Consider the following 15,497-nt stretch of genomic DNA (forward strand, 5'->3'; position numbering starts at 1 on the left):
CGGAACGCCCGTCAGCTGAAGGCATGGTCCGCGCGGCCGCTCACCGGACGACCAGCGACTGGAATGCGGACCGCACATCGGACTTGGATTCCGTCACGTACTCGCTTGCCGCGTTCGCGGCGGCGAAGATGGACCCCGGGCAGCTCTTGCCGTTGATCTGAATCGTGCGCTTGGCGACGAGCTTCCCCGTGCGCAACTCGTACACCTCCACCGGGACCGCGATCTTGTGGAAGGTCACGTTCGAGGCGGCGCCGGAGTACCCGCTCTTGTAGTACGAGCAGGTCTCGACGGAGCTTCCGTAGGTCTCCTCGCCCATGCAGACCACCAGGACCGCGTCGGTGGCGTCGCTCGCCTTCCAGGAGCCGGGGAGCTGCTTCGAGAAGTCGGTGTTGTACTCGTCGTAGGCGTAGAACAGCGCGCGATTGGTGCCCTTGCCCATGGGCTTGGCGCCGCTGTACTGCGCCGGGCTGGAGCAGTACCCGGGCTGTGAGCCGGACCCGCCCGAGAGCAGACCGCTGACGTGGTCCAGCTCGATGCTCAGCGTGGCCTTCCTGGCGCCCTTTTGGGCCTGGTCCGCGAGGTCGTCGTGGGGATACCGGTTGAGCAGCCGCTCGTAGTACTTGCGGGCCGCATCCCAGCTGTCCTCCGCCATGAGGCCGTCGGCACAATCATCGAGCGCGGCGGGCTCGGTCCGTTCGACCGCCTCGGCGGTCCGGTCCACAATGCCCTTGCTGGGCTCGCGGTCGCGGAGCCAGTCGGTGACGGTGACGGTGTCGCAGGGATCCTCGGCGGGCAGGCTTCCGAGGAATCCGTTCAGGGTCGTCTCGACCGTCTTCTCGTTGCCGGGCTCCGCGAGCACCGAGGCGAGTCTGTCGAAGCCGTCCTCCAGAGCGTCGGTGTCCCCGGTCAGCGCGCCGCTCAGCTGGTTCCGGGCCGTCTGCAGCCGCTCGCAGGCCCGTACGGTCTCGTCGCCCCGGGCGGCGAGTGGCGCGTCGGCGACACGGTGCCCGAACCACACCTCGTCCTGGGCGCTCCACACCCCTGCGCAGTCGCCGCGTTCGCGGGCATCGGAGACGCTCTGCCCGATCCTGGAGGCGTCGAACCGCAGCAGCCCCACGGTCAGCAGCACCGGCAGCGTGACGCCGAGCGCGACCAGGCGCTGACGGCGCACCGCGACCCGGTGAGCACCCCTGCCGGCCAGGTACCACCCGTGGATGACGACGGCCGCCCACCACACGAGGACGGCGATCTCGTACGACTCCTGCTCGGTCGAGACGACCTGGGAGAGGAGTATGACGGTGACGGCCACGGCGGCGATGGCCAACCTCCACCGCCGCATCAGCAGGTAGCCGACGCCGAGCAGGGAGGCGTTGCCCAGGGCGACGGCCAGTGGGTCGTGCGCCCCGCCCCGGTCGGGCGCGGGCTCCGGCACGACGGGCTCGGCGTATGTCGGGATGCTCATCCTGTTCTCCCCGGTCGCAGAACGGTCTGGATGACGGCATGGTGCGGCTCCGCTTCCGGGACGGGTCCCGGAAGCCCGGCGGTGGACCGGACTGCGTTGAATCCGCCGCCTCCGGGCCTGTCGCCGAGGCCGCCGCACCGCGGCCACCGGCACACCGCCCGACACGCGCACCACACCCGCCGCTTCCGCTCATCTCTGCGCCCGCGCCGACCGCCTCCGGCGGCGCGCGGCGTGCGCGGTGTCCCTTCGGCAGGCCGTCACGAGGGGCCCTCCGGGAGGGGTCCCGGTGCTTCGGGCGGACGATCACCTGCACGACCCGGCGCGGAAGACCTCGGACCGCCGGACCACAGTGCAGGGAGGACACGATGAGCGGCTCACCGTACGACGACCACCGGCCGGAACAGAATCCGGCCGAGCGACCCGTACAGGTCAGCGCGGCCGCCACGCTGCTGATCCTTTCCGCCTTTCTCGTCTGCACCATCGCCGTGTACGACCCGGCGATGACGCAGACCGTGTACCTGCTGCTCTTCGTCACCATCGGTGCGGCCATCCGCTTCTGCAAGGGCGGACACATTGCCCGCATCACGGCGACGGTGGCGGCCGCGCTGCTCTTTCTCTATCTGGGCCCGTTCGCGATCTGGGGGTTGCTGAACATCGGCAGCGTGTTCCAGGAGGACTTCGGACCTCAGGCGATGCTCGCCTTCATCGCCTCCGCCGCCGGTGTCAGCCTTCTCTACGTGTCGCCCAGCCGCGCGTACTTTCGCGCGCACCGACGCCAGGCCGTCCGGTGACGCCCGGGGACGACACCGCGAGTCACCGCGCGGGAGCGTCAGCCCCGGCGATCCGGAGCGCCGCCCGCCTCCCCCGGGACCCCTCCCGAGTCCCTTCCAGCACAGTGGGCGGAGTCATTTCCCCCGGGCGAAGGGCGAGTTGATGGCGGAGGAGAGCGTCGAGGTCGTGATCGCGGCGGACGGCACCGTGGAGGTGCATGTCCAAGGGGTCGAGGGCACGCGGTGTCTGCAGGACACCGACGAGTTGGTCCGGCTGCTCGGCGGGGATGTGCAGCACCAGATGCTCACCGAGGAGGCGTACCAGCAGGCCGAGGCAGAGGAACAGGACCGGCTGTGGCAGGGGTGAGCGGCCTGGACAGGCCGTGGCGGCTGCATGCCGTCGTGCCCCGAAGTGCCGCCAACGGCCCGGGTGTTCGGTACGTCGTCTGGAGCCAGGGGTGCGCTCTGGGCTGCCCGGGGTGCTTCAATCCCGAGACCCACTCGGCGGCGGGCTCCGCTCTCGTGCGCACGGCCGGCGAGGTGGCCGAGGAGGCGCTGGCCGACGTACCGCACATCGAGGGCGTGACCCTGACCGGCGGCGAGCCGCTGGAGCAGCCCGCCGCGGTCGCCGCGTTCTGCGCCGAACTACGGGCCCGCAGCAGGCTGTCGGTGATCGTGCTGACCGGGTTCACCCGCGCCGAGATCGAGACGGACCCGGCACGGTCGGCGGCCGTCGCCGACGCCGATCTGGTGATCGCCGGACGCTACAACGCGCGGCTGCAGTTGGCCCGGGGGCTGCGCGGCTCGTCGAACAAGGAGTACTGGGCGCGCACCGGGCGCTACACGGCGGACGACCTGGCCGCCGTACCGGAGTTGGAGATCACCGTCGCGGACGACGGGACGCTGACATTCACCGGCATGGTCGCGCCGGAAGGGGAGTTCTGACGTGGGCACGGTGAACATCCAGGACGAGATCCGGCTGTATCTGCGCGCCCGGGTGGCGCTAATCGTGCTGGTCACGGTCGAGGAGCAGCGGGCACTGGAAGTGCTCGACCAGGTACGGCGCGACCGTGATCCGTCGTCCGACCTCGTCACCTGGGACGTCGCCGACGGCCTGGAGTCCGCGTCGGGCCGACAGCTGCCCAAGGCGGCCACCCCGCCGGACGCGTTGGCCAAGATCCAGGAGCTGGCGCAGAAGGATCCGCGCCGCCGTGACCTGTACGTGCTCAAGGACTTCCACTCCTTCTGGGAGCGCGACCCGGCGGTACGACGGCGCCTGCGCAACCTCGCCCACAAGCTCGTCTTCACCGGCTCCTCGCTGATCGTGACCACCCCGGTGCGCACCCTCCCCGTGGAGCTGGGCGACGACGCCGTCGTGGTGGAGATGCCGCTGCCCGAGGCCGACGCCCTGCGCCGCGAGCTCGACCACCTCATCGACAGCACCAAGGGCGTGAAGTCCACGCTCACCCCGGCGGGTCGCAGCCGCCTGGCGCAGGCCGCACTGGGCCTGACCGCCGCCCAGGCCCGCCGGGCCTTCGCCAAGGCCATCGTGCGCGACGAGGTGCTCGACGACCGCGACATCGAGGCCGTGCTGGCCGAGAAGAAGGCCGTCATCCGGGAGAACGAGGCCCTGGAGTTCTACGGCGCCGAGGAGAGCCCCGACGACCTGGGCGGCCTGGACGTGCTCAAGGAGTGGCTGCGGCTGCGCGAGCGCGCCTTCGGCGACGCCGCCCGCGAGTTCCGCCTGCCGGCGCCCAAGGGCATCGCGCTCATCGGCATCCCCGGCACCGGCAAGAGTCTCACCGCGAAGATGATCGGCGGACTGTGGCGGCTGCCGCTGCTGCGCCTGGACGTCGGCGCGCTGTTCGGCTCGCTGGTCGGCGAGTCGGAGGAACGGGTACGGCGGGCGCTGCGGCTGGCGGAGACCGTCTCCCCGTGTGTGCTGTGGATCGACGAGGTGGAGAAGGCGCTGGCGTCCGGCGGCCACGACGGAGGCACCTCGCAGCGCGTGTTCGGCACCGTCCTGACCTGGATGCAGGAGAAGACCGCGCCGGTGTTCGTGGTGGCCACCGCCAACGACGTCAGCGCGCTGCCCCCGGAGACGCTGCGCCGCGGCAGGTTCGACGAGGTGTTCTTCCTCGACCTGCCCACCGAGGAGGAACGCCGCGAGATCATCACCGTCCATCTGCGCAAGCGCGGCCGAAAGCCGGAGATGTTCGACGTGTACCAACTGGCCCGGGACTGCGACGGGTTCGTCGGTGCCGAACTGGAACAGGTCGTCGTGGACGCGATGTATGAGGCGTTCGCCGAGGAACGCGACATCACCACCGACGACATCGCCCGCGCCGCGGCCCGCACCGTGCCACTGAGCAAGTCCCAGCGCGAGGTCATCGAGGACCTGCGCACCTGGCTGCGCGAGGGCCGCGCCCAGTCGGCCTCCCTCACCGGAACTGACGGGGGACCGGAGCAGCAGGCACCGGTGCTGGAGGTGTAGCGGGGTGGCACAGATGACGGAGGACGGCGCGGCCCTGCTGCTGCGGCGGGCCGCGCGGCGGCGCACGGACGGATCGCGCGGGATACAGGCCCGGCGGGCGTGGAGGCGACTGGTGCGGGCGTGCGCCGCCGGGGATCCTGTCGCGCACGAGGCCGTGCGGACCGCTGAGTTGCCGGACACAGACGTACTGGAGCTGCTGGCGGCGGGACCGGTCGAACCCGCTGACCGGGCGGCCTACCTGACGTTGATCGGGCAGCGGGCCCAGCGGCAGGCCCTGGACCCGGACGGGGAGCAGCTGGCGCTGGCGTACTGGGCGGCGACGGTGGAGACCCGCGGGCGGCTGCGCGCGGCCATGGCCGCCGAGGGCGACGGGGAGGCGGTCCGCGTCGTCGTCGGCAGCGAGCAGCGGGACAGCGTCGCCGCCATGTCGTACGAGGATCTGGACCACCTCGGACGCCGACTCGTCGAGCACGGACGGTTCGACGAACTGCGGCGTCTCTCCCTGGATCTGCCGGTGGCCAAGGCCGTCATGGCGGCCCGGCTCCTGCCTGAGGCGGAACGCGGGGCGACGGCGCTCGTCGCGCTGGCCGGGCGATCCGCACGGGAGCTGCAGGAGACGGTCGCCCGGATGCCGCGGGAGCGCGTGATCACGTATCCGGGGGGCGAGGATCGCTTTGACCCCCAGGCGTCGTTCTCCCCCGACTCCGTGGAGCTGGCCGTGCGGTCCTGGCGCCTGGGGACGATGGGCCTCAACGACGTGCGGATCGACACCATACGGATCGGGACGGGCGAGGCGTCACCCTGGGTCCGTCAGAGAGTGCCGGGCGACACCACCTTCGACGTGCTGCACCTCGGCGAGGAGTTCCTGGTCCGTCGGGGACGGCAACAGCGCCTTCAAGTCGTCAGGATGACGCCGGGCAGGGCGGACCTGCTGGGCCCGCCGCACCACGTCTCCCGACCCCGCAGGTCGAGCCGCGGGGCGGTCATGGCCGGCCCGACGGGTCTGGCCTTCGCCGATCACGGCGCGCAGACGCTTCGGCACCGACGGGTGGCCACGCTCGCCCGGCGGAACGGCGGCCGGGGGATCGAGTTGCACGACTCCGGATTCGTCCTGACCACTCTGCCCGGCGCCGGGCTCGTCGCGCTGTACTGCGCGGGGGAGATGCTGGTGCTGGACGAGGAGGGGACCGTGCTCCATGAGATCCCGGACCTCGGCCCCGACGACTACCGCGAAGGGTGCCACCCGGCGCTCTCCTTCCTCTCCCCGACCTCGTTGGCCCTGCACCGGTGCCGGCCCGGGGCCATGGGCTCCCCCGACCGGCAGCGCACCGAGATCTGGGAGTTGCCGCCCGGAGGCACGCCCAGGCGCACCGACCTGCACGAGGAGGGGATCCAGAAGCAGTGGCCGCGCGGGCTGTGGCGCGAGGTCGCCCTCGACGACTGCTTCGCCGTACGCACTTTCCATTCCGACCCGTCGGGTGGCATGTTCCCCGAGGTCGGCAAGGACCTCGCTCCATGGCGGTACGAACAGGTTGATCCGGACATCACGGACCTGGACGCGGCCCGGTCGGCGATCACGGTGTCGCCGTGGGGTGACATGGTCGTCACGGCGAGGACGGGACGCTTCGAGCACGGCCTGAGGGTGCACAGCCCCCGTCTGCCCGAGGCACGCGAGCTCCTGGAACGTCCCCTGCTGCACCATGCCCCACGGGACCTGCAGCGCGTACGGGACGTGCTTCCGCTGATCGGCGACCCCGCCGTACGGGACGCGCTCGACGCTCTGGCAGCCTGCCTCGGGGACCGCTTCGGCGGGGACATCGCCCTGGGGCACGGGCCGGTGTCCCAGGGCGGTCCACAGGACATCACCATCAGCGAGCGCGGTACGGCAGGGTGACGGCGATGCGCCCATGGACCGCCGCCCTGATACTGCGGCTGCCCTTCGTCTTCCCGCCGTCCCGACGGGCCGTGGACACAGTGTGGCGCGCCTGGCTCGACGAGCACCGGTCCGTGTGGTGGTCACTGCTGGAGCGCCGGAACCGCGCCGCGGCAGGCCCCGATCCCGAGGTACGCGCGCTCAGCCGACTGGCACTCGGAAACGAGGAAGTGACCCTGGCTGCGGACCTGCTGGCCGGTGCCGCCGGTCGCTTCGACCACCCCATCGGTGAGCGCGCTCGGGCCCGGCTGCTGGCGCTGAGCGACCCCGAGGCCGTGGGCCTGTTCTGTGCAGCGGCACTGGACTCGCCGGAGGCGGCGGCCTTCTGTGCCGCACACCATGTGGCCCCCGCCGATGAGGTGGAACGGGCTGCCTTCTTCGTACGGACCGGTCAACGGGAGCAGTACCGGGCGCTGGACCCCGAGGGCACACTGCTGGCGCTCGGCTATCGGAGCGCGCCGTCCGACGTACGCCGGGAGTTGCTGGCCGCGATGACCGAGATGGGCGACGTCGATGTCCTGCGGGTGCTGGCGGGACAGCGATCCGATCGTGACGACTTCGCCTCGCTCAGCGGGCCGGAACGCTCCCATCTGGTGAAGCAGCTCAGAGATCAGCACGACTGGGAGCGCCTGTGGCCTCTGGTCGTCCTGATGCCGCTGCCCGAGGCCGTCGACACGGCCCGGGACGCGTTCATCTGTGGCTGGCGGCCGTCGGGTGCGTACCACCGGCGGTTGTTCGAGACGCTGCAGGCCGTCAGTCCGGGCGCCGTGGCGGAATGGCTGCGGGTTGATCTCGGAGTGGATGTCGGTTCCGCAGACGGGTTGCCGTCTCGGCGCATTCCGCGCACCGCGATCGCACTCTCCGGCCTCGACGAGCGGATCACTTACGTCCACGACCTGAATTTTTCGCCGGATGGCACACAGCTCGCCTTCGCCGGCCTGACCAGGCGACAGCTCGGCAGCGACCGTGGCTGTGCCGGGATCATCGGCCTTGGCAGCAATACCCTGTCGCGCTGGTATCCGGACCTCCCCCGCCCGTTGGGCCAGGTGGCGCATGTGGGCTCCGACACCCTCGTCGTCGCCGACGCGGGAGAGGTCGGCGACATGAATCTCCTCAAGCGCGTCCACCGCCTCGCCCCGGACGGCATACGCTCATTGGGCTTCGAAGCCCCCTGGATCGGTGCCCTGGAACGTCTCGCCGGCACCCGCGCCTTCCTCGTGTCCGCATGGCACAGCGACGGGGGGCCGCGCTCGACGGTGTCCGTCGGGGGCGCCGACGGCGCTGTCGCCGACAGCGGAATCCTTGACGGTCTGCCCATTGACCTTCCCCTGGCCACCACGACGGACCCCGAGGGCCGTCTGATCGCCGTGCTCGACCGCCGCATCACCGTGGTCGCCGACCGAACGGGAAGTTCCGTGAACGTTCTCGACAACGGTCCGGACAGAGCGAGCCACGGGCCACTGCACGCGGCCATGTCGGATTCCGTCCTCGTCCGCGTCGATTCCACACGCTTCCTGGACATCTGGCACGAACCGCTCGGGTCGACGCAGACACCGGTGTCACGACATGTCTGGCCGTCGACGACGCGTCTGATCCACCTTGCCTGGTCGCCCGCGCTGAACCGTTTCCTGGCCGTCGGACTTCGGGACTTCACACAATCGTCCCTGTGGGTCCTGGCTGTGCCGGAAACCCGTGACAGCCCGCTGCCCGACGACCTCGTATCCGCTCAGGTGGACCTTGCCGGCCGCAGCCCGCACTGTGCGCGGCTGTCGCCGAAGGGTGACGTACTGGCCGTGGCGAACTGGACGAGTCCGGAGCCGACCATCGACCTGTACTGCCTCCCCCTCCTCGCCCTTCGCCAGGTCCTCGGGCAGCCCATGGGCCTGATGAGCCACCAGGACCTGGCCGATGTGGCAGCGGTGCTGGAGCACCCCGCTCTGGACGAAAAGTCCCGGCAGGCGCTGGGCGTGCTGCGGGCCTGCCTGGAATACCGGTTCCGGCACGACATCGGGATCGGTGACCCGGCAAGCGTGTCCGGCGACGCGATCACTCTCGGGCGGGACGGGGCGGTGTGAGGCCGATGCACCTGCGGACCGCTTCCTTTCTGCTGCTCATCACCACGACGGATGCCCCCCACGGCCGACGCGCTCTTCAGACCGTCCTCGGCGCGGCAGACACCGGTGATCCCACGGCCCTGAAGGTCCTCGCACGAGCCGTCGCGCGCCGTGGCCACGAGGTTGTGTGGCGGGTCTGGCTGCAGCCGGGGAAGTCCGGCGGGCCGGCCCGGCCTTGGGGCTCCCCGGCACTGGCCGGACTGACGGCCGATGTCTCGACGGTTCCCGCCTGGGTCGTCGACACCGCGTGGCGCGCCTGGCTGGCGGACCCCGACCCCGCCCTGTGGTCCCTCCTACGGGAGTGGAACCGTCCCGCCACGGCCCGCGCCGGCTCCCGTACGCGGCTGTTCAGCAGACTGGCGCTCGGCGCCCCGAGCCTGTCCCCGTCGCCGCTGGTGCTCGCCGACACCGCCGCCCGCTTCGACCACCCCCTTGGCGAGTCGGCCCGCGAACGGCTGCTCACCGGGGCCGACCCCATGGCCGTCGCTCTCTTCTGCGCGACAGCGGTCGAATCACCCGACGCGCGGGAGTACTGCGTCGCGCACGGACTGGCCCCGATCGACGAGACCGAGCGCGCGGTGTTCTTCGTACGGTCCGGGCAGCAGGAGCAGTACGAGGCGCTGGACCCCGAGGGCACGCTGCTCGCCCTCGGTTACCGTGCCGCCGGGGCGGCGGAGCGGACGGCGTTGCGGACCGCGATGGCCGCCATGGGCGGCGTCGACATGCTGCGGATCCTGGCCGGACAACGTTCCGACCGGCATGACTTCGCCTCGCTCGCACAGTCCGAACGCGACTTCCTGGTCGCACAGTTGACGCGTCGGGGCGACTGGGCGCGGCTGTGGCGGCTGGTTCCACTGATGTCGTTGCCGGAAGCCGTCGACACGGTCGGCCGGTTCGGGACATGGCGGCCCCCCGTCGAGGCGGATCGCGAGTTGTTCGAGGCACTGGGTGCGGCGGACCCATGGGTGGTCGACGACGCCATCAGGGCCGTGTCCGTCCTGCCGTCGCGCATCGAGCCCGTGACGGTCGACATCAGCGCGCACGTCGGGGGCGCTGTCCGTGCCCTCGACTTCTCCGCGGACGGGCGGCAACTCGCCTTCACCGGAACCCGCGACGCAGGCGTGCTGGATCTGCGCACCCGGGCGGTCTCCCTGTTCCACGCCGGCTTCGCCCACCAGCTGTCCGGGGTGGCCCACCTGGCGACCGACGCCATCGTCGTCGTCGAGGACGATCCGCGGGCCGTCGGACCCGCGCAGGCGAAGAAGAGGCTCCACCACGTCGACCGGCGCGGTGCGCGGCAGCTCGGCTCCGCGACCGGGCACATCCGCGGGCCAGAACGCTTCGCGGGTGACCGGAGGTTCCTGGTGACGGCGGAGCAGGACACCACCGGCGCGTCTGCGCGGTTCAATGTCTTCCTGGGCTCGGGGGACGGCCCCCCGGCCGAGACGGGGTTGCTGCGCGGGAAGAACGGCTTCTCTCCGCGGGGCACCGCCGTGGCTCCGGACGGGCGGCGAGTCGCGGTGCTCGGCGCGGCGGACATCGTGGTCGCCGATCTCGCCACCGGTGCCGTCAACGTGCTCGAGGTCAGTCTCCCGGACGGGTCTCTCTGCCGGGCGCAGGCCGCACTGTCGCCGTCCGCGCTGGTCCGCGTCACCATCGCCGGCGACCTGAACGTCTGGCACGATCCGCTCACCTCCACATCCGCGCCGACCACTGCTCATGTCTGGCCCCGCGAAAACCTCCCGACCGGCCTCACCTGGTCATCCGCCCTACACCGATTCGTGACGTTCAGGGACGGTCACCTGGAACTCCTCTCCGTACCACCGACCCCCGGCCCGCGGCTGCCCGACGACCTCGTGCTCCAGCGGATCCAACTGGTCGGCGCCCCGCGCTGGAGGCCCTGCGTACGGCTGTCGCCCAAGGGCGACAGGCTCGCGGTCGGAGGTGATTCGCCGACCGTCCGTCTCTACAAACTCACGCCGCGTTCATCGGCCCTCACCGGCCCCATGGGCTCCCTGAGCCGAGAGGACCTGGCCGAGGTGGCCGGGCTGCTGCGACGTCAGGGCCTCGGACCCACTGCCCGGCAGGCCCTGCCCCTGCTGCAAGCCTGCGCGGAGTACCGGTACCGGCACGACATCGGGATCGGCGACGCATCCCCCGCGGCGAACGTGGCCGACCACGAGATCGCCCTCGGCCGGGACGGGACGGAGTGAGGCCGATGCGGACACGGATCGCGAGGCTGATGCTGCGACAGCCGCTCGGGCGGCACTCCCGGCTGCGTCGCCGGGCGCTGGAGACCGTGCTGCGCGCCGCCGACTCCGGTGCGCCGGCGGCCCTGCGGGCCACGGCGCGCGCCCTCGACTCCCTCGGTCCCGAGACCGTGTGGCGGACCTGGCTGCGGCCGACGGTGTCCGGGGCGTCCCCGCGGCGCTGGACGTCGCCGCTCGTGGCGGAACTGGCGGGCGGTGAGACGGCCGTACCGGACGTGCTCGTCGACGCCGGCTGGCGCGACTGGCTCGACGAACACCAAGTCGAGTTGTGGGCCTTGCTCAGGCGCTGGAACCGCGCCGCACCGAAGTCCGACCATCGTCTGCGTTTCCTCAGCCGCCTGGCGCTCGACGGCGGCGCAGGACCCGGCCGCGGAGAGGCCGCCGCCGCCTGGACGCTCGCCCACACCGCCGCTCGCTTCGACCACCCCATCGGAGAGCAGGCCCGCGCGAGACTGCTGACCTGCGACGACCCGGGTGTCGTCGATCTGTTCTGCGCGGTGGCGGTGACCTCGGGTTCGCCGGACCCGGTCACGTTCTGCACGGCCCACCGTCTCGCCCCTTCCGACACGGTGGAGCGCGCCGTCTTCTTCGTACGCACCGGGCAGCACGAGCAGTACCGGGTGCTGGATCCCGACGGCGTGCTTCTGGCGGCCCACTACCGGGATGCGCCACCCGAGGCGCGCTCGGCGCTGCGCGAGGCCATGACCCGGCTCGGCGGCATCGATGTGCTGCGGGTGCTGGCCGGACAACGCCGCGGGGACCAGGACATCGCTTCCCTCAGCCGCAAGGAACGCGCTTATCTGACAAGGCAGTTCAGCGAGCAGCGGGACTGGGACCGGCTGTGGCCGTTCGCGGTGCTGCTCCCGCTCGCCGATGCCGTCAAGGTGGTCCACGCGTTCGGCGACTGGCGACCGCCCGGTGAGGACGACCGCCGCGTGTTCGAGGCACTGCTCGCCGCGGGACCGGTGACCCGGCAGCTGAAAGCCCTCTCCACCGCGCCGTCGGCCTGGGGCACCCCGCACTCCCGGATCACGCTCGGGGACCTGGCCGAGCGGGCCTCCGGCGTCGTCGATGTCGACTTCGCACCTGACGGCCGTCGACTCGCCTTCGTGGGTCTCGACAGGTACGCCGGGACGGTCGACCTCGGCAGCGGCACGCTGACCCGGCTGCGTCGCTTCGCGGGCCCTTTGACGGGGGTCGCGCATCTGGGATCCGGCGCCGTCGTCGTCGTGGAGTCCTGCCCCGACCGGGGCGGGCGGGGACGTCACTGTCCGCGGCTCGCCTACTGCGACGACGACGGCCGGCGAACGCTTTCCTTCGGGGGTGCCCACATCACCGGCATCCGGCAGCTGCGGCGCATCGCCGGTGACGGGCGCTTCGTCGTGCTGGCCGCACAACGCCGTGACGGAGTCGGGGGATGGGCGCTGTTCGCCGGGGAGGCCGACGGCACCCTCGCCGACACCGGCGTGTTCAGCAGTGGTCGACCCCACCCGGGACTCACGGCCGCGGTGGCCCCCGAAGGCCGGCTCATCGCCGTACTCGACCCTCGGACCGCCCTGATCGCCGACCTGGCCGCCCCCGTGGTCGCTGCCCTCGACAACGGCAGGTCCACGGCCGAAGACCGCATGCCGTACGCCGCCCTGTCACCGTCCCTCCTCGTCCGGGGGAGTCACGAAGGCCGTGTGCAGGTGTGGCGCGATCCGCTCACCGCCAGGGGAGCACCCGTGTCGGGGGGTCTTTGGCGACAGGACGACAGGAGGCTGATCGGCCTGGCCTGGTCGCCCGCGCTGCGGAGGTTTCTGGCGCTCAGCCTGCAGGAGGGGGAGATCGCCGTGCACCTGCCCCGCCTCAGAATCCTCGACGCTCCGGCATCCCACGGCGGGCCGGTCCCCGGCACCCTGGTGCCGAAGCCGATCGCGCTCGGCCGCACCACGCCCCGAACACACCCCTTCATGCGGCTGTCCCCCCGGGGCGATGTTCTCGCCGTGTGCAACGTCCTGCCGGGTCACATCGATCTCTACGCCCTTTCCCCCCTCATGCTCCGCCCGTTCATCGGCAAGCCGATGGGACTGATGAGCCACAGAGACCTGACGGATGTGGTCACGGTGCTGGAGAACCCGGTTCTGGACGAGGAGGCGCGGACGACGCTCACGCTGCTGCGGACGTGCCTGGAACACCGGTTCCGCCACGACGTGGAGATCGGCGCCGCGCACGGCAGGCCGGCCGGCCGTGGCCGAATACGAGATCGAGCTGGGCGGGTGAGGCGTATGGCAAGGACACTCGGCACACAGGACGCCGTCCGGCTGACCGAACTCGCCGCTCGCCGACGGGCCGACGGCTCCCGCGGGCGGCACGCCCGGCGGGCCTGGCGGCGGGTGGTGCAGGCGTGCGCCGAGGCCGATCCCGCCCTGCAGGAAGCGGTACGGGCCGCCGGCCTACCGGACGCCGACGTACTGGACCTGCTGGCCGTGGCTCCTGCCGAGCCCGCCGACCGGGCCGCGTACCTGGCCCTGATCGGGCAGGATGCCCAGCGCCGGGCCATGGACCCGGACGGCTCGTTGCTGGCGCTGGCCTACCGGGCGGCAGCGCCCGGGCTGCGTGAGCGGCTGCGGGCCCTCATCGCCGCCGAGGGCGACACCGAGGTGATCCGGGTGGTCGTCACCGGCGAGCGACGCGATCGGATCGCCGAGTTGTCGTACGACGAACTCGACTACCTCGGCCATCAGTTGGCGGAGCATCAGGACTGGGCGGAGGTGCGCCGCCTCGCCCGCGATCTGCCCCTGGCCAAAGCGGCCACGGCCGCCCGCCTGCTACCGGTGCCGGAGCGCACCGAAGGGATGGCGGAACTGCTCTCGGAAGCGCCGGCACAGTCCCCCCGACAACTGCAGGCCCTGATCGACCGGCTGCCCGCGCGCCCTCTGATCACGCACGACATCCTTGAGGATCGCCCCGTCGCGAGTCAGCAGGGGGCGTCCTTCTCACCGGATTCCTCCGAAGTGGCCCTGAGATACGTGGTCTGGAAGTCGAGAGACTCCAATGAGCTCCATGTGGAGACGCTCCGGATCGGCACCGGCGAGGTCACCAGCCACTTCGGCGGAAAGGCGCTGACGAGAAGGGAGATCGGGAACTCGATTCTGCACCTCGGCGACGAGATTCTCGTCAGGCTGGTCACGAGGAACTACCGTCACCGGATCGTCCGGATCCTCCCCACGTATGGGGCCGTCGGCGAAGCGGCGCTCATCTCGGACCTGCGGAGGGCGAGCCGCGGCGCGGTGGTGCTCAGTCCGGGAGGGCCGGCCTTCGTCGACCCCGCCTCGGACAGCCTGCGGTACCGGCCGAATCCGTGCTTCACCAAGGAGAGCAAGATCGGCGATCTGTCGATCCACGAATTCCACTCCGGTCTCACGACGTTGCCCGCTGCTCACCTCATCGCGTTCTGCAGTTTCGGGGATGCGTACGTGGCGACAGAGGACGGAGAGGTCCTCCACACGATGGCCATCTGCAACAAGGCCGGGAATGACGCCTTCTCCTCCCCGGCGCTCTCCTTCCTCTCGCGGAACTCACTGGCCCTGCACCTGAAGCCGCGCGGGAATTCCTACCAGTACACCGAGATCTGGGAGTTGCCTGCGGACGGCGAACCGCGCCGCACCGAGCAGCATGTGGGAGCGATCCGGAACCGGTGGCCCCTCGAGAAGTGGCGAGTACCGCTTTTGGACGACGCCTTCGCCGCCCGGGTGTACATCTCCGACGGGTCCTGGTCCGGCATCAACCCGCCCTGGCTGCAGGGCCCGGCGTCCGACGAGAGGTGGACGGTGGGCCGGAGCCTCCTCGCCGTGACTCCGGGCCAGGACATGTACGTCGTCGGCCGGGAGAGCGGCAGTCGGGCTTCGAAGTCCACAGCCCCCATCTGCCCGCCGCACGTGCGCTCCTGGAACAGCCGCTGCTGCACAGCGGACCGCAGGACGTGCGGCGCGTACGGGAACTGCGCCCGAGGATCGGCGACCCCGCGGTGCGGGAGGCGCTCGACCTGCTGGCGGCCTGCCTCACGGATCGCTTCGGCGGCGACATCGCCCTCGGCAGCGCGGGCGCCTGCTCCGCGGGCGGCCCGCATGACATCGCCCTCGGCGACGGGACGAGGTGAGGCCAGTGCACCGGCGAACCGCCACGCTGATTCTGCGGCTCCCCCTCGTCTCCCGGCTGTCCCGGCGGGCCGTGGACACCGTGTGGCATGCCTGGCTGGACACGCCCGATCCGAAATTGTGGGCGCTGCTGGCGGCGCGAGGACATGCGGCGAGCGCATCCGAGCCCCGCCTGCGGGCCCTCAGCAGGCTGGCGCTCGGTGACGAGGAGGCGGAACTGGCCCCGAACCTGCTGGCGCGGACCGCCGCCCGCTTCGATCACCCCGTCGGCGAGCGGGCTCGGGCCCGGATACTTGCGCCGGGCGACCCCGAGAC

The 15,497-nt window shown here is 71.5% G+C and carries 9 protein-coding genes; 8 read left to right on the forward strand and 1 reads right to left on the reverse strand.

Annotated features, from left to right (window positions below):
* Positions 1-40: 40 nt before the first annotated feature.
* On the reverse strand, positions 41-1,462 hold the full coding sequence (locus KCH87_RS32070) for a hypothetical protein (protein ID WP_210590386.1): 1,422 nt from the start codon (positions 1,460-1,462) through the stop codon (positions 41-43).
* A gap of 365 nt (positions 1,463-1,827) precedes the next feature.
* Between KCH87_RS32070 and KCH87_RS32075 the strand changes: the two genes are divergently transcribed.
* The 8 genes from KCH87_RS32075 (at position 1,828) to KCH87_RS32110 (ending at position 15,386) form a co-directional block, all read left to right on the forward strand.
* Positions 1,828-2,253, forward strand: coding sequence for a hypothetical protein (locus KCH87_RS32075; RefSeq protein WP_210590389.1), 426 nt, complete (start codon positions 1,828-1,830; stop codon positions 2,251-2,253).
* 142 nt (positions 2,254-2,395) lie between these two features.
* Positions 2,396-2,599 carry a DUF2997 domain-containing protein gene (locus tag KCH87_RS32080; RefSeq protein WP_210590392.1) on the forward strand — a complete coding sequence of 68 codons (204 nt, stop codon included), beginning with the start codon at positions 2,396-2,398 and terminating at the stop codon, positions 2,597-2,599.
* Entirely contained in the window at positions 2,587-3,177 is a 591-nt protein-coding gene (locus KCH87_RS32085) for a 4Fe-4S cluster-binding domain-containing protein (protein WP_210590395.1), read from the forward strand. The genes KCH87_RS32080 and KCH87_RS32085 overlap by 13 nt, the downstream gene beginning before the upstream one ends.
* Position 3,178: 1 nt before the next feature.
* Positions 3,179-4,726 (forward strand): AAA family ATPase, encoded by a 1,548-nt coding sequence (locus KCH87_RS50190; protein WP_210590397.1) that lies wholly within the window; start codon positions 3,179-3,181, stop codon positions 4,724-4,726.
* A 4-nt stretch (positions 4,727-4,730) separates the two neighbouring features.
* Positions 4,731-6,620 (forward strand): hypothetical protein, encoded by a 1,890-nt coding sequence (locus tag KCH87_RS32095; RefSeq protein WP_210590400.1) that lies wholly within the window; start codon positions 4,731-4,733, stop codon positions 6,618-6,620.
* Positions 6,621-6,625: 5 nt separating this feature from the next.
* A complete protein-coding gene (locus KCH87_RS32100; protein ID WP_210590403.1) occupies positions 6,626-8,734 on the forward strand; it encodes a hypothetical protein in 2,109 nt (702 codons plus the stop codon).
* A gap of 5 nt (positions 8,735-8,739) precedes the next feature.
* Positions 8,740-10,986 carry a hypothetical protein gene (locus KCH87_RS32105; RefSeq protein ID WP_210590406.1) on the forward strand — a complete coding sequence of 749 codons (2,247 nt, stop codon included), beginning with the start codon at positions 8,740-8,742 and terminating at the stop codon, positions 10,984-10,986.
* A gap of 5 nt (positions 10,987-10,991) precedes the next feature.
* The gene (locus tag KCH87_RS32110) at positions 10,992-15,386 is read left to right on the forward strand and encodes a hypothetical protein (protein WP_210590409.1); all 4,395 of its coding nucleotides are present in this window, start codon (positions 10,992-10,994) and stop codon (positions 15,384-15,386) included.
* Positions 15,387-15,497: the final 111 nt, after the last annotated feature.

It is taken from the genome of Streptomyces sp. GESEQ-35, from assembly GCF_017948485.1.
Classification (GTDB): Bacteria; Actinomycetota; Actinomycetes; order Streptomycetales; family Streptomycetaceae; genus Streptomyces.